Annotated in this window: 21 protein-coding genes; 13 read left to right on the top strand and 8 right to left on the bottom strand. The window is 71.8% G+C overall.

Translation table 11 applies throughout. The features are described 5' to 3' along the window. Positions 1–202 precede the first annotated feature (202 nt). The 7 genes from ACIGXM_RS24090 (at position 203) to ACIGXM_RS24060 (ending at position 6,401) form a co-directional block, all read left to right on the top strand. Complete coding sequence (locus ACIGXM_RS24090) at positions 203–1,303, top strand: PhoH family protein (protein WP_396564142.1); 1,101 nt, start codon at positions 203–205, stop codon at positions 1,301–1,303. Positions 1,304–1,317: 14 nt separating this feature from the next. Further along, positions 1,318–1,812 carry an rRNA maturation RNase YbeY gene (ybeY, locus tag ACIGXM_RS24085; protein ID WP_396564140.1) on the top strand — a complete coding sequence of 165 codons (495 nt, stop codon included), beginning with the start codon at positions 1,318–1,320 and terminating at the stop codon, positions 1,810–1,812. 4 nt (positions 1,813–1,816) lie between these two features. Next, a complete protein-coding gene (locus ACIGXM_RS24080) occupies positions 1,817–3,139 on the top strand; it encodes a hemolysin family protein (protein ID WP_396564138.1) in 1,323 nt (440 codons plus the stop codon). A gap of 64 nt (positions 3,140–3,203) precedes the next feature. Continuing rightward, a complete protein-coding gene (locus ACIGXM_RS24075) occupies positions 3,204–3,569 on the top strand; it encodes a cytidine deaminase (protein ID WP_396564136.1) in 366 nt (121 codons plus the stop codon). Between the two features lie 80 nt (positions 3,570–3,649). Beyond that, the gene (locus ACIGXM_RS24070) at positions 3,650–3,799 is read left to right on the top strand and encodes a hypothetical protein (protein ID WP_396564135.1); all 150 of its coding nucleotides are present in this window, start codon (positions 3,650–3,652) and stop codon (positions 3,797–3,799) included. A gap of 55 nt (positions 3,800–3,854) precedes the next feature. Then, positions 3,855–4,805 carry a GTPase Era gene (era, locus tag ACIGXM_RS24065; protein ID WP_396564133.1) on the top strand — a complete coding sequence of 317 codons (951 nt, stop codon included), beginning with the start codon at positions 3,855–3,857 and terminating at the stop codon, positions 4,803–4,805. Positions 4,806–4,898: 93 nt separating this feature from the next. Next, positions 4,899–6,401 (top strand): hypothetical protein, encoded by a 1,503-nt coding sequence (locus ACIGXM_RS24060; protein ID WP_396564131.1) that lies wholly within the window; start codon positions 4,899–4,901, stop codon positions 6,399–6,401. Here the strand turns inward: ACIGXM_RS24060 and ACIGXM_RS24055 are convergent. Beyond that, positions 6,301–6,573, bottom strand: coding sequence for a protealysin inhibitor emfourin (locus tag ACIGXM_RS24055; RefSeq protein ID WP_396564129.1), 273 nt, complete (start codon positions 6,571–6,573; stop codon positions 6,301–6,303). The two genes, ACIGXM_RS24060 and ACIGXM_RS24055, sit on opposite strands and share 101 nt — an antisense overlap. Positions 6,574–6,932: 359 nt before the next feature. Between ACIGXM_RS24055 and leuA the strand changes: the two genes are divergently transcribed. The 4 genes from leuA (at position 6,933) to ACIGXM_RS24035 (ending at position 11,504) form a co-directional block, all read left to right on the top strand. Further along, a complete protein-coding gene (gene leuA / locus ACIGXM_RS24050) occupies positions 6,933–8,714 on the top strand; it encodes a 2-isopropylmalate synthase (protein ID WP_396564128.1) in 1,782 nt (593 codons plus the stop codon). A gap of 293 nt (positions 8,715–9,007) precedes the next feature. Beyond that, positions 9,008–9,673 (top strand): TerB family tellurite resistance protein, encoded by a 666-nt coding sequence (locus ACIGXM_RS24045; RefSeq protein WP_396564126.1) that lies wholly within the window; start codon positions 9,008–9,010, stop codon positions 9,671–9,673. A gap of 242 nt (positions 9,674–9,915) precedes the next feature. After that, the gene (recO, locus tag ACIGXM_RS24040) at positions 9,916–10,662 is read left to right on the top strand and encodes a DNA repair protein RecO (protein ID WP_396564124.1); all 747 of its coding nucleotides are present in this window, start codon (positions 9,916–9,918) and stop codon (positions 10,660–10,662) included. Positions 10,663–10,664: 2 nt separating this feature from the next. Then, positions 10,665–11,504, top strand: a complete 840-nt coding sequence (locus tag ACIGXM_RS24035; protein ID WP_396564122.1) for an isoprenyl transferase — start codon at positions 10,665–10,667, stop codon at positions 11,502–11,504. A 53-nt stretch (positions 11,505–11,557) separates the two neighbouring features. Here ACIGXM_RS24035 and ACIGXM_RS24030 read toward each other — a convergent pair whose 3' ends face one another. The 4 genes from ACIGXM_RS24030 to ACIGXM_RS24015 are packed head-to-tail and all read right to left on the bottom strand — an operon-like array spanning position 11,558 to position 14,621. Beyond that, positions 11,558–11,971, bottom strand: coding sequence for a Fur family transcriptional regulator (locus ACIGXM_RS24030; protein WP_396564120.1), 414 nt, complete (start codon positions 11,969–11,971; stop codon positions 11,558–11,560). Between the two features lie 34 nt (positions 11,972–12,005). Then, positions 12,006–12,935 (bottom strand): metal ABC transporter permease, encoded by a 930-nt coding sequence (locus ACIGXM_RS24025; protein WP_396564118.1) that lies wholly within the window; start codon positions 12,933–12,935, stop codon positions 12,006–12,008. Next, on the bottom strand, positions 12,932–13,663 hold the full coding sequence (locus tag ACIGXM_RS24020) for a metal ABC transporter ATP-binding protein (RefSeq protein ID WP_396564117.1): 732 nt from the start codon (positions 13,661–13,663) through the stop codon (positions 12,932–12,934). Before ACIGXM_RS24020 ends, ACIGXM_RS24025 begins: the two co-directional genes overlap by 4 nt. A 4-nt stretch (positions 13,664–13,667) precedes the next feature. Further along, positions 13,668–14,621 (bottom strand): metal ABC transporter solute-binding protein, Zn/Mn family, encoded by a 954-nt coding sequence (locus ACIGXM_RS24015; protein ID WP_396564115.1) that lies wholly within the window; start codon positions 14,619–14,621, stop codon positions 13,668–13,670. 226 nt (positions 14,622–14,847) lie between these two features. On the opposite strand from ACIGXM_RS24015, the gene ACIGXM_RS24010 reads away from it, so the two are divergent. After that, positions 14,848–16,230 carry a glycine--tRNA ligase gene (locus ACIGXM_RS24010; RefSeq protein WP_396564113.1) on the top strand — a complete coding sequence of 461 codons (1,383 nt, stop codon included), beginning with the start codon at positions 14,848–14,850 and terminating at the stop codon, positions 16,228–16,230. Between the two features lie 109 nt (positions 16,231–16,339). On the opposite strand, the gene ACIGXM_RS24005 is transcribed toward ACIGXM_RS24010, so the two are convergent. Together ACIGXM_RS24005 and ACIGXM_RS24000 are read right to left on the bottom strand one after the other, a co-directional pair. After that, positions 16,340–16,930, bottom strand: coding sequence for an NADAR family protein (locus ACIGXM_RS24005; RefSeq protein ID WP_396564111.1), 591 nt, complete (start codon positions 16,928–16,930; stop codon positions 16,340–16,342). 156 nt (positions 16,931–17,086) lie between these two features. Next, a complete protein-coding gene (locus tag ACIGXM_RS24000) occupies positions 17,087–18,541 on the bottom strand; it encodes an MFS transporter (protein WP_396564109.1) in 1,455 nt (484 codons plus the stop codon). Between the two features lie 101 nt (positions 18,542–18,642). On the opposite strand from ACIGXM_RS24000, the gene ACIGXM_RS23995 reads away from it, so the two are divergent. Next, the gene (locus tag ACIGXM_RS23995) at positions 18,643–19,560 is read left to right on the top strand and encodes a helix-turn-helix transcriptional regulator (RefSeq protein WP_396564107.1); all 918 of its coding nucleotides are present in this window, start codon (positions 18,643–18,645) and stop codon (positions 19,558–19,560) included. 91 nt (positions 19,561–19,651) lie between these two features. Here the strand turns inward: ACIGXM_RS23995 and ACIGXM_RS23990 are convergent, their stop codons facing one another. Then, positions 19,652–20,467, bottom strand: a complete 816-nt coding sequence (locus tag ACIGXM_RS23990) for a hypothetical protein (protein WP_396564105.1) — start codon at positions 20,465–20,467, stop codon at positions 19,652–19,654. Positions 20,468–20,533: the final 66 nt, after the last annotated feature.

Here is a 20,533-nt window from a genome sequence, read left to right as displayed (position 1 = left end):
CGGCGGCAAAACCGGCGCTGACCGGCCCCGGCGGCAAAAGAGGTGGCGCCGGAGGATCGGCTGTCGCACCATCGATCAGGCCGCGCGACACCGGCGAACACCTGCGCGGCGTACCCTGGTGGCCTCGGAAACCGACCGAGTGGCCACCCCGAGACCACGGATGGGATGAGGCAGGCCTCAGCGCCGACCCATGAGCGAACCGATGAGTGACACCGCACAGTCCCGCACCCAGGGCACCAACGGGTTCAGCGCCCGGATCGTGATTCCCGAGAAGCACCCGATGGTCACCCTGCTCGGTGCCACCGACTCCTTCCTGCGAGTGATCGAGCGCTCCTTCCCCGAGACCGACATCCACGTCCGGGGCAACGAGGTCACCGCGACCGGCGACCGGGCGGAGATCGCCCTGGTCGAGCAGTTGTTCAGCGAGATGATGCTGGTGCTGCGGACCGGCCAGCCGCTGACCGAGGACGCCGTCGAGCGCTCGATCGCGATGCTGAAGGCCAACGCGGGCGACCCCGACGGCGCCGGCACGAGCCCGTCCTCGGTCTTCACCGCGAGCATCCTCTCCAACCGCGGTCGCACGATCCGGCCCAAGACGCTCAACCAGAAGAGCTACGTCGACGCGATCGACAAGCACACCATCACCTTCGGGATCGGCCCGGCCGGCACCGGCAAGACCTACCTGGCGATGGCCAAGGCCGTGCAGGCGCTGCAGGCCAAGGAGGTCAACCGGATCATCCTGACCCGCCCGGCGGTCGAGGCCGGCGAGCGGCTCGGGTTCCTGCCCGGCACCCTCTACGAGAAGATCGACCCGTACCTGCGCCCGCTCTACGACGCGCTGCACGACATGATGGACCCGGACTCGATCCCCCGGCTGATGGCCGCCGGGACCATCGAGGTCGCCCCGCTCGCCTACATGCGCGGCCGGACCCTGAACGACGCCTTCATCATCCTGGACGAGGCGCAGAACACCTCGCCCGAGCAGATCAAGATGTTCCTGACCCGCCTCGGCTTCAACTCCAAGGTCGTGGTCACCGGTGACACCACCCAGATCGACCTGCCGAGCGGTACCCGCAGCGGCCTCAAGGTGGTCCAGGAGATCCTGGCCGACATCCCGGACATCCACTTCTCGATCCTGACCAGCACCGACGTGGTGCGCCACAAGCTGGTCGGCCGGATCGTGGACGCCTACGAACGCTGGGACGCCGAGAACGGCGACGAGACCGGCCCGGCGCCGCGCAAGTCGGCCCCGCGCGGCCCGCGCACCCGCACCCCCCGACAGCCCCACCGCACCGAAAGCTGAGCACAGACCTCCCCATGTCCATCGACATCGCCAACGAGTCCGGCTGGGACGTCGACGAGGAGTCCATCCTCGACGTCGCCCGCTTCGCCCTCGACAAGATGCGGATCCACCCGCAGTCCGAACTGTCCGTGATCATCGTTGACAGCGAGGCGATGGAGCAGCTGCACATCCAGTGGATGGACCTGCCGGGCCCGACCGACGTGATGTCCTTCCCGATGGACGAGCTGCGCCCGGGCAAGGAGGGCGAGGAGCTGCCGCAGGGACTGCTCGGCGACATCGTGCTCTGCCCGGAGGTGGCCAAGGCGCAGGGCGCGGCGGCGCCGTCCAACCACTCGATGGACGAGGAGCTGCAGCTGCTCACCGTGCACGGGGTGCTGCACGTGCTCGGCTACGACCACGAGGAGCCGGAGGAGGAGCAGACCATGTTCGCCCTCCAGAAGCGGATCCTGGACGACTGGCGGGCCGGTCGCGGGCTGACGGGGATCTCCCCGGCGCCCACCACCCACTGATCCGATGAGTGCTGACAGTACGAGTTTCCTGATCGGGGCCTGCCTGCTGGTGGTGCTCGGCTGGCTGGCCGCCTGCGCCGAGGCGGGCATCTCGCGGGTCTCCCGGTTCCGCGCCGAGGAGGCCCTGCGCCGCGGCCGGCGGGGCGCGCAGCGGCTGCTGGCGATGGCCAGCGACCCGATCCGCTACCTCAACCTGGCGACCCTGATCCGGGTGGCCAGCGAGATGGCGGCGGCGGTCCTGGTGACCGTGGTGTGCGTGCGCAACCTCCAGCAGGCCTGGCAGGCGGTGTTGCTGGCGTTCGGCGTGATGGTGCTGGTCTCGTTCGTGGCGGTGGGCGTCTCGCCGCGCACCATCGGCCGCCAGCACCCGCTGACCACCGCGACCGCGGCCTCCTTCGTGCTGCTGCCACTGGCCGGGGTGCTCGGCCCGATCCCGCGGCTGCTGATCCTGCTCGGCAACGCGCTGACCCCGGGCAAGGGCTATCGCGAGGGGCCGTTCGCCTCCGAGGCGGAGCTGCGGGCGCTGGTCGACCTGGCGGAGAAGGACGACCTGATCGAGGACGAGGAGCGCCGGATGGTGCACTCGGTCTTCGAGCTGGGCGACACCATCGTGCGCGAGGTCATGGTGCCGCGCACCGACCTGGTGATGATCGAGCGGAACAAGACCGTCCGCCAGGCGCTCACCCTGGCGCTGCGCTCCGGCTTCTCGCGGATCCCGGTGGTCGGCGAGAACGAGGACGACGTGGTCGGCATCGTCTACCTCAAGGACCTGGTCCGGCGCACCCACGTCAACCGGGACGCCGAGTCGGAGCCGGTGGACGCGGTGATGCGGCCGGCCGTCTTCATCCCGGACAGCAAGCCGGCCGGGGACCTGCTGCGCGAGATGCAGCAGATGCGCTCGCACGTGGCGATCGTGATCGACGAGTACGGCGGCACGGCCGGGCTGGTCACCATCGAGGACATCCTGGAGGAGATCGTCGGTGAGATCACCGACGAGTACGACCGGGAGATCGCCCCGATCGAGGACCTCGGCGACGGCTCGTACCGGGTCACCGCCCGGCTGTTGGTCGAGGACCTCGGGGAGCTGTTCGGCATCCGGCTGGCGGACGAGGACGTCGAGACGGTCGGTGGCCTGCTCGCCAAACACCTCGGACGGGTGCCGATCCCCGGCTCCGCCTGCGAGATCCCGCTCCCCCCGGACACCCCGGACGGCCTGGCCGGCATCCGGCTGACCGCCGAGAGCTCGGCCGGCCGCCGCAACCGGATCGGCACCATCGTGACGGCCCCGGTGCACGCGACCGCCGGCGCCCCGGACGAGGGCGAGTAGCGCCGGCCGTCCACGGTACGGACCACTCGGTGGACGCCCGTGCCCGGTGGGGGCCGGGCGTCCTATGCTCGGCAGCATGACTGACCTTGATCACGGCCCGGACGCCGAAGACCGGAAGATCATCACGCTGGCCCGCTCGGCCCGGGCCCGCAACGCCGTGCCGGAGGGGGCGGCGGTCCGGGACGAGACCGGCCGGACGTACGTGGCCGGCACGGTCGCGCTGCCCTCGCTGCGGCTGAGCGCGGTGCAGACGGCGGTGGCGATGGCGGTGGCCAGCGGCGCCAAGGGGCTGGAGGCGGCGGCCGTGGTGACCGCGGCGGCGGAGCCCGCGGCCGAGGACCTGGCCGCGGTCCGCGACCTGGGCGGTGCCGGCACCCCGCTGCTGCTGGCCGGTCCGGACGGAGCGCTCCGTGGCCGGACCGAGGCCTGATCCGGCGTCCGGTCACCCCCGGTAGGCCCACCGTCGATCGAATGAATTACCGATAACCTCACCCTGACTGGGGGTGAGCGATGGGGGCGCTGGGTTTCTTCGCCGCGCTGCTCGTGGTGGTGATGGGCATGGGGCGGTGGCACGAGACGCACTCGCCGTACTGGCTGGCGGGTTCGATCGCGTTGCTGGTGTTGACGCTGATCGGTGCGCTGACCTCGCGTCGGAAGTGAGCCGGGTCACCGCGCCCGGGCCGGCGGTCCGGGGGGCCCGGGGTGATCAGGGAGAATGGTGCGCATGAGCGACACTCCCTCCTCCCCGGCAGCCCCCCACCGCGCGGGCTTCGCGTGCTTCGTCGGCCGTCCCAACGCGGGCAAGTCGACCCTGACCAACGCCCTGGTGGGGACGAAGGTCGCGATCACCTCGGACCGCCCGCAGACCACCCGGCACACCGTGCGCGGCATCGTGCACCGCCCGGACGCCCAGCTGGTGCTGGTGGACACGCCCGGTCTGCACAAGCCGCGCACCCTGCTCGGCGAGCGGCTCAACGACCTGGTCCGCAGCACCTGGGCGGAGGTCGACGTGATCGGCTTCTGCCTGCCCGCCGACCAGAAGCTCGGCCCCGGCGACAAGTTCATCGCCAAGGAGCTGGCCGAGATCCGGAAGACCCCCAAGGTGGCCATCGTCACCAAGACCGACCTGGTGGACTCCAAGCGGCTGGCCGAGCAGCTGATCGCGGTCCAGCAGCTCGGGGTGGAGCTGGGCATCGAGTGGGCCGAGATCATCCCGGTCTCCGCGGTCGGCGACAAGCAGGTCGACCTGCTGGCCGACCTGCTCACCCCGCTGCTGCCGACCAGCCCGCCGCTCTACCCGGACGGCGACCTGACCGACGAGCCCGAGCAGGTGATGGTCGCCGAGCTGATCCGCGAGGCCGCGCTGGAGGGGGTGCGGGACGAGCTGCCGCACTCGCTGGCCGTGGTGGTCGAGGAGATGATCCCGCGCGAGGGGCGCCCGGCCGACCGCCCGCTGCTCGACATCCACGCCAACGTCTACATCGAGCGGCAGAGCCAGAAGGCGATCGTGATCGGTGCGAAGGGCGCGCGACTGAAGCACGTGGGCACCACGGCCCGCAAGCACATCGAGGCACTGCTCGGCACGCCGGTCTACCTGGACCTGCACGTGAAGGTGGCCAAGGACTGGCAGCGCGACCCCAAGCAGCTGCGCAAGCTGGGCTTCTGAATCGGCCGAATCGGCGAAAAGGGCGACTTTGCCTCCCCTTGGTCTCTCTTGAACCATGCTTGACGTTGGAAACTGGCTTCATATGATCATTTGGTGCAGCGTGATCTGATCGACGGCGTACCGGTGTTCTGGGAGCCGGCCCCCGGCGGGGAGGCGGGCCCCGGCCCGCTGGAGGCCGCCCTGCTGTTCGGCTGCGGCGTCCGCGACGAGACCTTCCGGACCCGGGGCGTCACCCGCCTGGTCGCCCGACGGGTGCTCGGCGCGCTGCCGCGGCTCGGGTGCCGGCAGCACGCCACGGTCACCCTGGAGCTCGCCGAGTTCGGCTGCGCCGGCCGTCCGGAGCAGGTGGCCGGCTTCCTCGAAGGGGTCTGCCGGGCGCTGGCCGAGCCGTCGGCGGGGCGGGCCGGCCGCGCGGGCGATGCGCTGCCCCACCCGACGGTCGGCGCCCTGCTCGCCCACCGCTACGGGATCCAGGGGCCGGGCCTGGCGCTGTACCCGGAGTGCGGTGGGATCCCGGCCGCGGCGGTCCGCGACCGGGTGCGGCGGTACTTCCACGCCGGCAACGCCGTCCTGGTGCTGACCGGCCCGCCCCCGGAGGGTCTGCGCCTGCCGTTGCCGCCGGGGCGCCGTCCGGTCCTCGGGGCGGCCGAGCCGGTGCTGCCCGCCGGGCCGTCCTGGCGGGCCGCCGGGGTGTCCGGGGCCGGCCTCGCGATCCGGGTCGAGCTGGCCGACGCGGCCGTGCGGTTGGCGATGACGGTGCTGGCCGGGCGGCTCCGGGTGGCGCTGGGGGACCGGGTCGAGCAGGAGTCCGTGCTGACCGGACCCGGGTGGGGCGAGCGGATCGTCCACCTGTCCGGCGCGGACCCGGGCCTGGCCGAACTGCTCTGGACCGAGGCCCGGCGGCTGGCCGCGGACGGGCCCGGTGCGGCGGAGCTGGCCGAGCGGCTCGCCCGCGCCGCGGACCGGCCGCTCGACCCGGCCGAGCCGTTCGCCCGGGCACACGCCGAGCTGCTCGGCTGGCGGCACCGCTCGCCGGAGGAGGAGCTCGACGCGCTCAAGGAGTTGACGGCGGACCGGGTGCGCGAGGCGTTCGCCGGTGCGCTGGGTGGGGCGCTGCTGGTGGTGCCCCGCGGCGCCGGGTCGGGGCTGGCGGCGGCCGGCCTGCCCGCCCACCGCTGCGGCGCGCACCGCACCCCGCCGGGCGCCGGGCGACAGCTCCGGCCGCGGCGCCGGGACCGGCTGCTGAGCGGGGCCGCCCGGGAGGCCCGGCTCTGGGTGACCGACCGGGGGCTGGTCCTGCGCTCGCCGGGCGGCGAGCTGTGCGAGCTGCCGTACTCCTCGGTGGTCGGCGTCGAGGTGCGCGGCCCGGGTCGGGTGGTGTACGGGCGGGACGGCTGTGTCATCCCGGTGCTGCCGGGCCTCTTCGCCGGCTCGGGGCCGGCCGTCCGGGCCGTCGACGCGGCGGTGCCGGCCGGGCTGCGCTTCACCGCGTCCGTCAGCGGGCGACCCCCTGGTGCAGCACAAGGGACACCAACTCGCGCTGAGAGTCTGTCAGTTGTGGGTCGGCGCAGTGCACCGTCCGGCCGTCCACGATGATCGTGTAGTGGTAGCCGTCCGGTACCCCGTAGGCCGGCTGCCGGGAGGCCCCGGCCACCGCCTCGCGGGTGAGCGCGTGCACGTGCGGCGCGTCGGGTCGTCGCTCGGTGTCCAGTTCGGCGCTGGTGGTGCGCCCCATGAGGCCGCCGGTCCTGGTCACCTGGATACGCATGGTCGTCAGTCTGCTACGCAGTGCTCGGCTTCGCCCGGGTTCCGCCAACTCCGTCGCTGCGCGCCAGGTCACAGCCGGTCACGCGGCGGCGGAGCGGCCCGCCGTCTCACGGAGTGGAACGTTGTCCTGGTTCGCTTCGGCTCGTCGGAGCCCTGGGCTACCCTGGCAGCATCATGCGTTACGGGCTGCTTCTTCTTAGCTGCCGCGGCGAGGGCCTGTAAACCGAATCCAGGCCGGCTCCCTCGCCGCGGAGTCTGTGCTGTGCGCATCCCAGTGAAGCGCTGCGCCGCACGAGTCGGCCCGTCGGGTGAGTGCCACCCCGACCAGCCCGCATTCGAACAGAAGCCGAGAGTCTCACTATGACCGAGCAGTCCTCCGTCGCTCGCGCGTTCATCGACCGGCCCACTCCGATCACCGCGGCGAACGTCCGGCAGCAGCCGTCCGGCATGCCCTTCGGCCGCTACGTGCCGTTCGGCACCGTCGAGCTGCCGGACCGCAGCTGGCCGAACAAGGTGATCACCCAGGCGCCGCGCTGGCTCTCCACGGACCTGCGGGACGGCAACCAGGCGCTGATCGACCCGATGTCGCCGGCTCGCAAGCGCAAGATGTTCGACCTGCTGGTGGGGATGGGCTACAAGGAGATCGAGGTCGGCTTCCCGTCCTCCGGCGCCACCGACTTCGACTTCGTCCGTTCGCTGATCACCGACGGCGCGATCCCCGAGGACGTCACCATCTCGGTGCTGACCCAGGCCCGCGAGGACCTGATCGAGCGGACCGTGGAGTCGCTGGTCGGCGCTCCGCGCGCCACCGTGCACCTGTACAACGCCACCTCGCCGCTGTTCCGGCGGGTGGTCTTCCGGGGCAGCAAGGCCGACATCAGGGCGATCGCGGTGGACGGTACCCGACTGGTCATGGAGTACGCCGAGAAGCTGCTGGGCGAGGAGACGGTCTTCGGCTACCAGTACTCGCCGGAGATCTTCATCGACACCGAGCTGGACTTCGCGCTGGAGGTCTGCGAGTCCGTGATGGACGTCTGGCAGCCCGGCGAGGGCCGCGAGATCATCCTGAACCTGCCGACCACGGTCGAGCGCTGCACCCCGAACGTCTACGCCGACAAGATCGAGTGGATGTCGCGCAACCTGTCGCGCCGCGAGTTCGTCGCGCTCTCCACCCACCCGCACAACGACCGCGGCACCGGCGTGGCCTCGGCCGAGCTGGCCGTCATGGCCGGTGCCGACCGGGTCGAGGGCTGCCTGTTCGGCCAGGGTGAGCGGACCGGAAACCTGGACCTGGTCAACGTCGGGATGAACCTGTTCTCCCAGGGCGTCGACCCGATGATCGACTTCTCGGACATCGACGAGATCCGGCGCACCTACGAGTACTGCAACCAGATGAACGTACCGGAGCGACACCCGTACGCCGGGGACCTGGTCTACACGTCCTTCTCCGGCTCGCACCAGGACGCCATCAAGAAGGGCTTCGACGCCCTGGAGACGGACGCGGCGGCGGCCGGCGTGCCGGTCGGCGAGTACACCTGGGGCGTCCCGTACCTGCCGATCGACCCCAAGGACGTCGGCCGCTCGTACGAGGCCGTGATCCGGGTCAACAGCCAGTCCGGCAAGGGCGGCATCGCGTACGTCCTGAAGAACGACCACAAGCTGGACCTGCCGCGCCGGATGCAGATCGAGTTCTCGAAGATCATCCAGGCCAAGACCGACGCCGAGGGCGGCGAGGTCACCCCGGCCGCGATCTGGGAGGTCTTCCAGGACGAGTACCTGCCCACCGAGCGGAACCCGTGGGGCCGGATCAGCCTGCGCGAGCAGCAGAGCCTGACCACCGAGGACGGACGCGACGCGCTGGCGGTGGCCGCGCTGGTGGACGGCGTCGCCACCACGCTGAGCGGCAGCGGCAACGGCCCGGTCTCCGCCTTCGCGGACGCGCTGGCCGCGATCGGGGTGGACGTCCGGGTGCTGGACTACGCCGAGCACGCGCTGAGCGAGGGCGGCGACGCCCAGGCCGCCGCGTACGTGGAGTGCGCGGTGGACGGCCAGGTGCTGTGGGGCGTCGGCATCGACGGCAACACCGTGCGCGCCTCGCTGAAGGCGATCATCAGCGCGGTCAACCGGAGCGGCCGCCGCTGACCCCGCTCGATCCCCGCGTTGATCCCGAGGGCCGTCGCTCGCCGCGGCGGCCCTCGGGCGTGCCCGGCCGTCAACCGGGCGGCCCCACTGACCCGCAGGAGTGGACTCCGGTCGCAGGTGTGGCCTGGGACACACTTTTTCCGTCCCGCCGGCGTTCGGGGTACTGACACATCCCGGCAACCATGGCAACATCGACGCACCGGAAACGGGGTCGGTGGGACCACCCGCACTTCCGGTCGCGAGACCTGCCGGTCGACGTGCAGGCCGCCTGCCATGTCTGGGGAGTTGGCGCCGTGACACGGTTGTGGGGTGTTCGCCCGAGGTGGCGGACGGATGTTCTCGGCGACTTCTTCTGTCCCGGCTGTGGCGGGGACCGCAACTACCGCCGGCAGCACGGTCGGCGGTGGCTGCGGCTGCTCGGCACGCCACTGCTGCCGCTCGGCCCGGTGCTGGGCAGCGTGCAGTGCACCTCCTGCCACGGCCGGTACGGCGTGGAGAGCCTGGAGGCCCCGACCTGCGTCCGGCTGACCGGGATGCTGCGCGACGCGCAGTACACCATCGCGCTGGCCGTGCTCGCGGCCGGCGGGACGGGCTCGGCGGCGGTCCGCGGCGAGGCCTGCGAGGTGATCCGGGCGGCCGGCTTCGAGGACTGCGGCGAGGCCCAGGTGCTGGCCGCGCTGGCCGCGCTCTCCGGTCGCGGCGACGGCGAGCCGTTCGACGTGCACGGCGTGGGCGGCGGGCTGGCGATCGAACTGCACGCCGCGCTCGAACCGCTGGCCCCGCACCTCAGCCAGCAGGGCCGGGAGCGGCTGTTGCTGCAGGGCGCCTGGATCGCGCTGGCCGACGGCCGGTACCTGCCGCAGGAGCGCGCGACGCTGACCGCGGTGGGCGGTCGGCTGCGGCTGGGCGAGGAGGCCGTCGGCCGGCTGCTCGAGGCCGCCACCCGTACCCCGCACTAGCCCCCCGCACCGGCCCCGCCGTACGGCACCCGAGCCGGGCCCGATCCCCCCTCCGGGCCCGCCGCGACCCGCACCGGCTCCCCCGTAGCCCCCGGTGCGGGCGCGCGGCTGTCAGGACCCGGGCCGATGGCCCGGCCGCCCCCGCGGGTGCGGGAGAATGGGTGGATGGCCATCCTGTCCCGCCGTCCCCGTGCGGCCCGGCATCCCCAGCGAGCCCGTTCCGAGCACCGGACGGCCGCGCGATGAGCCTGATCCGCGACGACGGCGTGGTGCTCCGGGCCCAGAAGCTCGGCGAGGCCGACCGGATCATCACCCTGCTGACCCGCCAGCACGGCAAGGTCCGGGCGGTGGCCCGCGGGGTCCGCAAGACCAAGTCGAAGTTCGGCGCCCGGCTGGAGCCGTTCTCCCACGTGGACGTGCAGTTCTTCAGCCGTGGCAGCGAGTTGGTGGGCCGCTCGCTGCCGCTCTGCACCCAGGTGGAGACCATCGCCCCCTACGGCGGCGGCATCGTCACCGACTACGGCCGCTACACCGCCGGGACCGCGATGTTGGAGACGGCGGAACGTTTCGCCGAGAACGAGGGCGAACCGGCCGTCCAGCAGTACCTGCTGCTGGTCGGCGGCCTGCGCACGCTCGCCGCCGGCCTGCACGAGTCGCACCTGGTGCTGGACGCCTTCCTGCTGCGGTCGCTCGCGGTCAACGGATACGGTGCCAGTTTCACCGACTGCGCCAAGTGCGGACTGGACGGGCCCAACCGGTTCTTCTCGCTCCAGGCGGGCGGCGTGCTCTGCCCGGACTGCCGAGTGCCCGGATGTGCCGTACCCTCCCCTGAGACACTGGTCCTGCTCGGCGCGCTGCTGTCCGGAGACTGGCAGACGGCCGACACCTGCGAACCCAGGTACTGGCGGGAGGGCAGCGGTCTGGTCGCCGCCTACCTGCAGTGGCACCTTGAGCGGGGTATCCGCTCGATGAGATACGTGGAGAAGTGAGCATGGCAGCGCGACGGCTCTTCGGTGGCAGCAAGCAGAAGGAGTACCTTCCTCCGACCCCGCACCCCAGCGGCGCCCAGCCACCGAAGATCCCCGGTGAGCTGGTCCCGAACCACGTCGCCATCGTGATGGACGGCAACGGCCGCTGGGCCAAGGAGCGTGGCCTGCCCCGCACCGAGGGGCACAAGGTCGGCGAGAGCGTGGTGCTCGACGTGCTGGCCGGCGCGATCGAGCTGGGCGTGAAGAACGTCTCGCTCTACGCCTTCTCCACCGAGAACTGGAAGCGTTCCCCGGACGAGGTCAAGTTCCTGATGAACTTCAACCGGGACGTCATCCGCCGCCGCCGCGACGAGCTCGACGCGCTGGGCGTGCGGATCCGCTGGGCCGGCCGGATGCCCAAGCTCTGGAAGAGCGTGGTCCAGGAGCTCCAGGTGGCCGAGCAGCAGACCAGGGGCAACGACCAGGTCACCCTCTACATGTGCGTCAACTACGGTGGCCGGGCCGAGATCGCGGACGCCACCGCGGCGATCGCCGCCGACGTGGCGGCCGGGAAGCTGGACCCGAAGAAGGTCAACGAGAAGACCATCGCGAAGTACCTGTACCACCCGGACATGCCGGACGTGGACCTGTTCCTGCGGCCCAGCGGCGAGCAGCGCACCTCCAACTTCCTGCTCTGGCAGTCGGCTTACGCGGAGTTCGTGTTCCAGGACGTGCTCTGGCCGGACTTCGACCGGCGCGATCTGTGGCGCGCCTGCGAGCAGTTCGCGATGCGCGACCGCCGGTTCGGGGGGGCGCTGCCGAACGAGGTCGCCCCGGGCGAGCCGCTGCCGGCGCAGCACTGACCCGACGTCCGTGGGGCCGCGTCCCGACCGGGACGCGGCCCCACGGACGTTGTTCAGCGCTGCTTGGCCGCGCAGTCGCCGCAGGTGCCGAAGATCTCCAGGGTGTGCGCGATGTCGGTGAACCCGTGTTCCGCCGCCACCGTGTTGGCCCAGCGCTCGACCGCCGGGCCCTCCACCTCGACCGTGCTGCCGCAGTGCCGGCAGACCAGGTGGTGGTGGTGCCCGCTGCTGCAGCGCCGGTAGACCGCCTCACCGTCCGCGGTGCGCAGCACGTCCACCTCACCGGCGTCGGCCAGCGACTGGAGGGTGCGGTAGACCGTGGTCAGGCCGACCGAGTCGCCCCGGTGCTTGAGCATGTCGTGCAGTTCCTGCGCGCTGCGGAAGTCCTCGATCTCGTCCAGCGCGGCGGAGACGGCGGCGCGCTGACGGGTGGATCGGGCTCGTGGCGACGGGCCTGCGGTGGTCACCGGTGCTCCTCCTGTGGATGGGGCGGGTCACCCCTCATTGTGCCAGCCTCGCACTCCCGACCGGGTCCTCCTCGGCGGCCGCCGGCCGCACGTCGTCGCCGTCCGCGCGCTGGCCCGGCAGCGCGGCCGGCGCCGCCCTCCGGTGCCGTCGGCGGGCCAGCGGCGCGGCCAGCGCGCTGAAGAGCGCGAAGCAGGCGATCGCCAGCAGCACGATCGCCGACCCGGGCGGCACGTCGGCCTGGTAGGCGAGACCCACCCCGCCCAGCGAGACCAGCACGCCGAGCCCGATCGCCAGTGCCTGGGTGGCCAGGAAGGAGCGGGTGAGCAGCTGCGCCGCCGCCACCGGGACCACCATCAGCGCGCTGACCAGCAGCAGGCCGACCACCCGCATGGCGACCGTCACGGTCACCGCGGCCATCACCGCGAGCAGCAGGTTGAGCAGCCGCACCGGGATCCCGGTGACCCTGGCGAACTCCTCGTCCTGGCAGACCGCGAAGAGCTGCCGGCGCAGCCCCAGGGTCACCGCGATCACCACGGCGCCGAGCACCGCGGTGGTCAGCAGATCGGACGAGTCCACCGCGAGGATCGAGCCCCAGAGATAGCTGTCCAGGCTGCCGCCGGTGCCGCTGGCCGTCGGGGCCTTGCTGATCAGCAGCCGGCCGCAGGCCATCCCGCCGTAGAAGAGCATCGCCAGCGCGATGTCGCCGCGCTGGTTGCCGCGCGAGCGCACCAGCTCCATGATCACCGCGGCCGCCACGCAGACCAGCACGGCCATCCAGACCGGGCTGGTCCGGAAGACCAGGCCGAGGCCGACGCCGGTGAGTGCGACGTGGCCGATGCCGTCGCCCATCAGGGCCTGCCGGCGCTGCACCAGGTAGATGCCGACGATCGGCGCGGTGACGCCGACCAGCAGGGCGGCCAGCAGGGCGCGCTGCATGAAGGCGAAGGAGAGCATCTCGGTCATGCCGGCACTCCCTGGGCGGTGAACGGGCGGTGGTGTGCGTCGGGAGGTCCGTCCTGGACCACCCGGCCGTCGCGGAGCAGCACCGCGCGGTCGATCAGTGGCTCCAGCGGCCCGAGTTCGTGCAGCACGAGCAGTACGGCCGCGCCGCGGGCGACCTCGTGGCGCAGGGTGTCGGCGAGCACCCGCTGGCTGGCCAGGTCCACCCCGGCCATCGGCTCGTCCATGATCAGCAGGTCCGGCGCGCCGACCAGGGCGCGGGCGATCAGCACCCGCTGCTGCTGGCCGCCGGAGAGGTCGGCGACGCCGTCGCCGGCCCGGTCGAGCAGGCCGACCGCGTCCAGCGCGCGGTCCACGGCGGCCCGGTCCCGGCGGCGCAGTGGCAGCAGCCGGTGCAGCGGCAGCCGTCCGGTGGCGACCACCTCGCGCACGGTCGCTGGGACGCCGCCGGTCGCGGTGGTGCGTTGCGGGACGTAGCCGATCCGCTGCCAGGCACGGAACCCGGCGAGCGGGGTGCCGAAGAGTGCCAACTCGCCGTCCTCCAGCGGGACCGAGCCGACCACGGCCTTGACCGTGGTGGACTTGCCGGAGCCGTTGGCGCCGAGCAGGGCGACCACCTCGCCCGGGCGGACGGTGAGGTCCACGCCGCGCAGTACCGGGCGGCCGCCGAGGGCGGCGACGGCGCCGCGCAGCCGGATGACGGGGGCGGTGGTCACGGGGGTGTCGGTCACGGGGTCAGCCCCCACTGGCGCAGCCGAGGGCGGTGCGCAGGTTGTCGAGGTTCTGGCCCATCACCGAGAAGTAGTCGGACCGGGTCGGGTCCTTGACCCCCTCGATCGGGTCCAGCACCGCGGTCTTCAGCTTGAGGTCCTGGGCCACCGAATCGGCCAGCTTGGGGCTGGCCAGCGTCTCGAAGAAGATCGTGGAGACCCCGTTGGCCTTGGCGGCCTGCTGGATCCGGGCGAGCCGGGCCGGGGTCGGCTCGGATTCGGGGTCGACGCCGTTGATGGCTATCTGCTGCAGGCCGTAGTGGTCGGCGAGGTAGCCGAAGGCGGCGTGGCTGGTCACGAAGGCCTTGCCGGAGCAGCTCCGCAGCCCGTCCCGGTACTGCTGGTCCAGCCCGTCGAGCCGCTGCACCACGGCCTCGGTGCGCTGTTGGTAGTCGGCGGCGTGCGTGGGGTCGGCCTTGGCCAGCCCGTCGCCGACGCTCCTGGCGACCGCCGCGTAGCGGCTGGGGTCCAGCCAGACGTGCGGATCGCCGGCCGCCTCGGACGACGGGTGACCGTCGTGGCCCTCGGTGTCCTCGTCGAGGTGGTGGTCGACCAGCGGGGACGCGGCGGCGGCGTCCACCACCTGGCTGGCGTTCGACTCGGCGACGGCCTTGTCCACGGTCGGCTGCAGACCCTTGAGGTACAGGACCACACCGGCCCGTTGGACGGTGCCGACCTGCTTGGCCGTCAGCTCCAGATCGTGCGGCTCGGCACCGGCCGGCGTGAGCCCGGTCACCTCAAGGTGGTCGCCGCCGATCTGCTCGGCGAGGTACTGCATCGGATAGAACGACGCCACCACCTTCAGTCGGCCGTCGCCGCTGGTGGCCGTGGAGCCGTTGCCACAGGCGGCGAGCAGCAGCGTCCCGGTCAGCGCGGTGGCGGCCAGGGCTGTCGAGGTGGGGAGGCGGCGCAACATCATGACAATCATTCTCATCTTAATTGGAAATGATTGTCAACTCGCTATGGCCGAGCCGTGGGGGAGTGGGTGGGACATGTGCTTATCGATTTGAACCCCCCACCCACCGGGCCGGTAACCTGAGGTATTCGGGCGCGCGGTTCCGGTCGCGGCGCCCACCCTCCCGGCGCGGGCCCTGTCTGCGCCCCGCCCTGGTCCTTGACCGCGTCGTCGTACTGAAGAGAGCACTGTGGCCGCCGACAAGATCGACACGATCGTCAGCCTGAGCAAGCGCCGTGGCTTCGTCTACCCCTGCAGCGAGATCTATGGCGGTTCGAAGGCCGCTTGGGACTACGGACCGCTGGGCGTCGAGCTCAAGGAGAACATCAAGCGCCAGTGGTGGCGTGCGGTGGTCACCGCTCGGGAGGACGTCGTCGGGATCGACTCGTCGGTGATCCTGGCCCGTGAGGTCTGGGAGGCCTCCGGTCACGTCGCCACCTTCAACGACCCGCTGACCGAGTGCACCTCCTGCCACAAGCGGTTCCGCGCGGACCACCTGGAGGAGGCGTACGAGGCCAAGCACGGCCGGGTGCCCGCCAACGGCCTGGCCGACGTCAACTGCCCGCACTGCGGCACCAAGGGCGCCTTCACCGAGCCCAAGGAGTTCTCGGGCATGCTGAAGACCCACCTCGGTGTCACCGAGGAGGCGTCCGGCCTGGCGTACCTGCGCCCGGAGACGGCGCAGGGCATCTTCACCAACTTCAAGGCGGTGCAGACCACCTCGCGCAAGAAGCCGCCGTTCGGCATCGCGCAGGTCGGCAAGAGCTTCCGCAACGAGATCACCCCGGGCAACTTCATCTTCCGGACCCGTGAGTTCGAGCAGATGGAGATGGAGTTCTTCGTCAAGCCGGGCGACGACGAGAAGTGGCACGAGTACTGGCTCGAGCAGCGCTGGAACTGGTACACCGACCTGGGCCTGCGCACCGAGAACATGCGCTTCTTCGAGCACCCGAAGGAGAAGCTCTCGCACTACGCCAAGCGCACGGTGGACATCGAGTACCGCTTCAACTTCGGCGGCAGCGAGTTCTCCGAGCTGGAGGGCATCGCCAACCGCACCGACTACGACCTGTCGGTGCACAGCGAGCACTCCGGCCAGGACCTGAAGTACTTCGACCAGGAGTCCGGCGAGCGGTACTTCCCGTACGTCATCGAGCCGGCGGCGGGCCTCAACCGCGCGATGCTGGCCTTCCTGCTCGACGCCTACTTCGAGGACGAGGCGCCGAACGCCAAGGGCCAGATGGAGAAGCGGGTCGGCATGCGGCTGGACCCGCGGCTCGCGCCGGTCAAGGTGGCCGTGCTGCCGCTGTCGCGCAACGCCGACCTCTCGCCGAAGGCCCGCGGTCTGGCCGCCGACCTGCGCACCGCGTGGAACGTCGAGTTCGACGACGCCGGCGCGATCGGCAAGCGCTACCGCCGCCAGGACGAGATCGGCACGCCGTTCTGCGTGACGGTCGACTTCGACACCCTGGAGGACAACGCGGTGACCATCCGCGAGCGCGACACCATGGCGCAGGAGCGGGTCTCGCTGGACCAGGTGAAGGCCTACCTCGGCGCGCGGCTGATCGGCTGCTGAGGTCGCTGAGCCGGGGCCGCCGATTCGGCCTGCTGAATGCCGTTGCCCCCTCCACCCGGCCGGGTGGAGGGGGCAACGGCATTCAGCGTTCCCGCCGTTCCCGCCGCGCTCAGCCGGTGGGTTCGGCGGCGAGCCGCTCCCGGGCCGCCATCAGGGCGAAGCCCAGCAGGTTCAGGCCGCGCCAGTACGCCGGCTCGGTGGCGTGCTCGTGGTCCGCCGCCAGTCCGATGCCCCAGACCCGGTCCAGCGGGCTGGCCTCGACCAGCACCCGGCGGCGGGTGCCGAGCAGGTAGCCGCGCAGCGCGTCGTCCTGCCCGAACTTGGCCACGCTGCCGGCCACCACCAGCTCGAACCGCTGCTCGACCCAGCGCTGCTCGTCGAAGCCCCGGACCAGCCGGCCGAGCTTCTTGGCCTCCGCGGGTGTCTTCGCCGCCAGGATGCGCGGCACGGCCTCCTCGTCGCCGAAGAGCCGGGCCTTGCCGGCCATCATCCAGTGCTCGGCCGTCGGGTAGCGGACGCCGTCGACGGTGAACTCGGACGGCCACCACTGGCTGAGCGCGCCCGGACCGATGCCGCCGTCCCGGCTCGGGCGGTGCCCCCAGAACAGCAGGTACCTGGGGCGCTCGCCGGCGGCCACCAACGCGGTGAGTTCGCTGCGGTCACGGGCATCGGCGGCGGTCGGCGGCGTCTGGTGCGTCATGGCGATCATCCTCGCAGCAGGGACTGACGGCGGTCGGGGATTTTCCCCGGCACGGGTCAGGCGCCCCGGCGCGGGTCCTCTTCCGCCGTACCGGGGCTCCCACCGGCCGTCCACTCCCGCTGTCCTCTCCTGCCGTCCACTCCCGCTGTCCTGGAGTCAGCTCATGGTGCGGGGCAGCCGGGCGCTGAGCAGGAAGATCACCAGGGCGCCGGCCAGCTGGATCGCCAGCACCAGCGACAGCGCGTGGCCGGTGCCGAGCGAGGGGGCCAGGGCGAGGAACAGAGTGCCCAGGGTGGCCACGCCCAGGGCCAGACTGGACTGCTGGGCGGTGGCCAGCACGCCGCTGCCGACGCCCGCGCGCTCCAGCGGCACCTTGGAGAGCACCACGCGGAACAACGGGGTGCCGATCAGCCCGTTGCCGAGACCGGTCAGTGCCATCCCGGGCAGCAGGGTGAGGCCGGAGAGGCCGTGGTAGTCGCCCAGCACGGTGGCGATCATGGTGCCGGTCCCGACCGCCTGGACCACGGCGCCCGCGGTGATCACCCGGCTGCCGAAGCGGCCGATCAGCCGCGGACCGGCCAGCGAGGAAGTGAAGTAGCCCACGGCCAGCGGGACCAGTGCCCAACCGGCCATCACCGGGTCGAGCCGCAGGCCCTGCTGGAGCGTGATCGCCAGGACGAACATGAAGCCGCCGAAGCCGGTGAAGTAGGGGAGCGCGATGCCCAGCCCGCGGCGCATCTCGGGGATCCGCAGCAGGGACGGCGGTACCAAGGGGAGCCGCCCGGCCCGCTCGGCGCGCAGTTCGACGACGATGAACGCGGCCGCGGCGAACGGGAACAGACCCATCGACAGCCAGGTCCAGAGCGGCCAGCCGACCGCGCGGCCCTCCATCAGCGGGATGAACAGGGCGAGCAGGGCAACGGTGAGCAGCGCCGTGCCCGGCAGGTCGATCCGGCTGGGCGCCGCCGACCGGCTCTCCGGGACCCAGCGGATCGCGAGGACCGCGGCGGCCAGGGCGAACGGGACGTTCAGCAGGAAGACCGCGCGCCAGCTGGTACCGAACAGGTCGGCGGAGACCAGCATGCCGCCGAGCACCTGGCCGATCACCACGGCGATGCCGCCCACCGCGCCGTAGATGCTCAGGGCGCGGGCGCGCTGCGGGCCGTCGGTGGCGGCGGTGATGGTGGCGAGCACCTGGGGGATCAGCAGCGCGGCCGAGGCACCCTGGGCGACCCGGGCGGCGACCAGCGTCCAGGCGGTGGGCGCGAGGCCGCAGGCCAGCGAGGTCAGTGCGAAGGCGGCGGCGCCGATGATGAAGAGCCGGCGCCGGCCCACACTGTCACCGAGCCGGCCGCCCAGCACCAGCAGGACGGCGAAGGCGATGCCGTATCCGGCGGCGATCAGCTCCAGCACGGCCGGCCCGGCCGTCAGGTCGTGGTCGATGGTGGGCAGGGCGACGTTGACGATGAAGAAGTCCAGCATCGGCAGGAAGGCGCCGAGCAGGACGGTGACCAGTCCGGCGACCGTGAGGGTGCGGTGGGGGACGGTCGGGGTGGTGGGCGCGGTGTTTGGCAGGAGGTGAGCCGGTAGGCGATCCAGTTGCTGTGTCACGGGTACTACGATCTGATGAGCGGGAACCTGGTACCAGAGTCTGTTTATCCTGTTATCAGGAGTACCTGGAACCCGGATCGCCGCAGGCGCATCCTAGGAGTATGAGTAGCTTGATCTCTCCCGCCACCGCCGCTGCTACGGCCTCCTCCGCCACTGCGGCCACACCCGCGGCCCCCGCCGTGCCGCATGCCGCGGACGTCCGGCGGCAGGAGCTGTCCGCCTTTCTGCGCAGCCGGCGGGAGCGGATCTCCCCGGAGCAGGTCGGCCTGCCGAAGACCGGCCGCCGCCGCACTCCGGGGCTGCGGCGCGAGGAGGTCGCCCAGCTCGCCGCGGTCGGGGTGACCTGGTACACGTGGCTGGAGCAGGGGCGGGATATCCAGGTATCGGTCCAGGTGCTCGATTCGGTCGCCCGGGCGCTGATGCTCGACCCGAACGAGCGGAAGCACCTGTTCACCCTGGCCGGGGCGGGCGACCCGGCGCCGACCGAGGAGTGCCCGGTGGTCACTCCGGCGATCAAGCTGGTACTCGACCAGCTGGAGCCGTACCCGGCCTGCGTGCTCAACAGCCGGTTCGACGTGCTCGCGTACAACCGGGCCTACGACCGGGTCCTCGGCCTCTCCGAACTGCCCTACGAGGACCGGAACCTGATCTGGTTGATCTTCACCAACCAGCAGTACCAGTCGCGTTGGGTGGACCTGGAGTCGGCCCGGACCGTCTCGGTCGCCCGACTCCGGGCGGCGATGGCTGACTACGTCGACGATCCCGCCTGGAAGGCGCTGCTCGCTCGGCTGCGGCAGGCCTCGCCGGACTTCGAGGCGGCCTGGCAGCGGCACGAGGTCGCCGCGCGCGACAACGGGAGCAAGGGCTTCTTGCATCCGGAAGTCGGCCTGCTGCGGCTGGACTTCACCAACTTCTGGCTCTCTCCGCAACCTGGCCGCCGGCTGGTGGCTTACACCCCGATGGACGACGAGACCCGGGAGCGACTGCAGCGTCTGGCCGCCGCCGACCGGGCTTCTTGATCCGGGCTTCCCAGCCAGGGGCCTCTAACCTGGTCCTCCCAACCCGGGCTTCCTGGCCCGGGCTTCCCGACCGTTCCCGACCGGATACCGCTTACGAGTGCTGCATGCTGAGGCGTTGAGGCTGCCACAGCTGGCTCCAGGGGCGCTGACCACTGGCTCCCTGGGCCGTGCTCTCCCCTGTCAACATCTCCACAGCCCGTGCCACGGCTACTCCCGCTGCCCGCACTGCCGTTCCCGCCGCCCGCACTTCCGGTACCGCCGCACCCACTACCCGCACCATCGTCACCGCTCCCCCTGCCACAACCCCCAGCGCCCGCAGCACTGTTGCCAGGTGCAGCACCGCTGCTCCCAGTGCCCGGGCCCGCGTTCCCGCATCCCGTATCACGGTGCCCACGGTCCGCAGTACCGCCGGCACCTCACGTATCGCCACTCCCACGTTCCACGCCACTGTTCCGATCTTCCGCAGTGCCGGCGACGTGCTGCTGCGCGGTGCCGCGCCCGCGGTGGCCCTGCGGGGGCGCTTGGCCATGGCCAGGCAGAGTGCTGCCAGCGGGAGCTCAGCGAGCACCGCCATGGCCACGGCTATCGCCAGGGCACTGCCAGGTGCGGCCGTCCGTACGTCGAACCAGGCGTCGCCGCTCAGCAGCAGAGCCGCCGCCAGGGCGGCGGGCCGGTGCTGCTCGCCGCCCCGGCGCAGCAGGACGGCCGTGGTGAGCAGGCAGACCGCCTCCAGGACGTCCAGTACCACCCAACCCGTCGAGTGCCGAACCACGATGGCCAGCACGGCGATCCACGGAATCAGGACGATGCCGGCCCCTCCGAGGAGCAGGGAGGGTATCCGAACCCCGGTACTGCGCAGGGTGGTTGCTACCCGCAGCCGCCCCATCCCGCTGGTGCTCCTTGCCACCCCTGCCACTGCCTGTCTGGTCCGCACTGCCCAGAGCCCCGACATCGTCCGCACCTCCTTCGCCCT

Source organism: Kitasatospora sp. NPDC052896 (assembly GCF_044547075.1).
Lineage (GTDB): Bacteria > Actinomycetota > Actinomycetes > Streptomycetales > Streptomycetaceae > Kitasatospora.
This window is presented reverse-complemented; position numbering and strand designations above follow the sequence as displayed.

Coding starts and splice junctions, on each gene's coding strand:
- ACIGXM_RS24055 (WP_396564129.1), bottom strand. CDS start 6,573: ATGCGTATCCAGGTGACCAGGACCGGCGGCCTCATGGGGCGCACCACC.
- leuA (WP_396564128.1), top strand. CDS start 6,933: ATGACCGAGCAGTCCTCCGTCGCTCGCGCGTTCATCGACCGGCCCACT.
- ACIGXM_RS24080 (WP_396564138.1), top strand. CDS start 1,817: ATGAGTGCTGACAGTACGAGTTTCCTGATCGGGGCCTGCCTGCTGGTG.
- era (WP_396564133.1), top strand. CDS start 3,855: ATGGTGCGCATGAGCGACACTCCCTCCTCCCCGGCAGCCCCCCACCGC.
- ACIGXM_RS24035 (WP_396564122.1), top strand. CDS start 10,665: ATGGCAGCGCGACGGCTCTTCGGTGGCAGCAAGCAGAAGGAGTACCTT.
- ACIGXM_RS24005 (WP_396564111.1), bottom strand. CDS start 16,930: ATGACGCACCAGACGCCGCCGACCGCCGCCGATGCCCGTGACCGCAGC.
- recO (WP_396564124.1), top strand. CDS start 9,916: ATGAGCCTGATCCGCGACGACGGCGTGGTGCTCCGGGCCCAGAAGCTC.
- ACIGXM_RS24015 (WP_396564115.1), bottom strand. CDS start 14,621: ATGATGTTGCGCCGCCTCCCCACCTCGACAGCCCTGGCCGCCACCGCG.
- ACIGXM_RS24090 (WP_396564142.1), top strand. CDS start 203: ATGAGTGACACCGCACAGTCCCGCACCCAGGGCACCAACGGGTTCAGC.
- ACIGXM_RS24070 (WP_396564135.1), top strand. CDS start 3,650: ATGGGGGCGCTGGGTTTCTTCGCCGCGCTGCTCGTGGTGGTGATGGGC.
- ACIGXM_RS23995 (WP_396564107.1), top strand. CDS start 18,643: ATGAGTAGCTTGATCTCTCCCGCCACCGCCGCTGCTACGGCCTCCTCC.
- ACIGXM_RS24075 (WP_396564136.1), top strand. CDS start 3,204: ATGCTCGGCAGCATGACTGACCTTGATCACGGCCCGGACGCCGAAGAC.
- ybeY (WP_396564140.1), top strand. CDS start 1,318: ATGTCCATCGACATCGCCAACGAGTCCGGCTGGGACGTCGACGAGGAG.
- ACIGXM_RS24025 (WP_396564118.1), bottom strand. CDS start 12,935: ATGACCGAGATGCTCTCCTTCGCCTTCATGCAGCGCGCCCTGCTGGCC.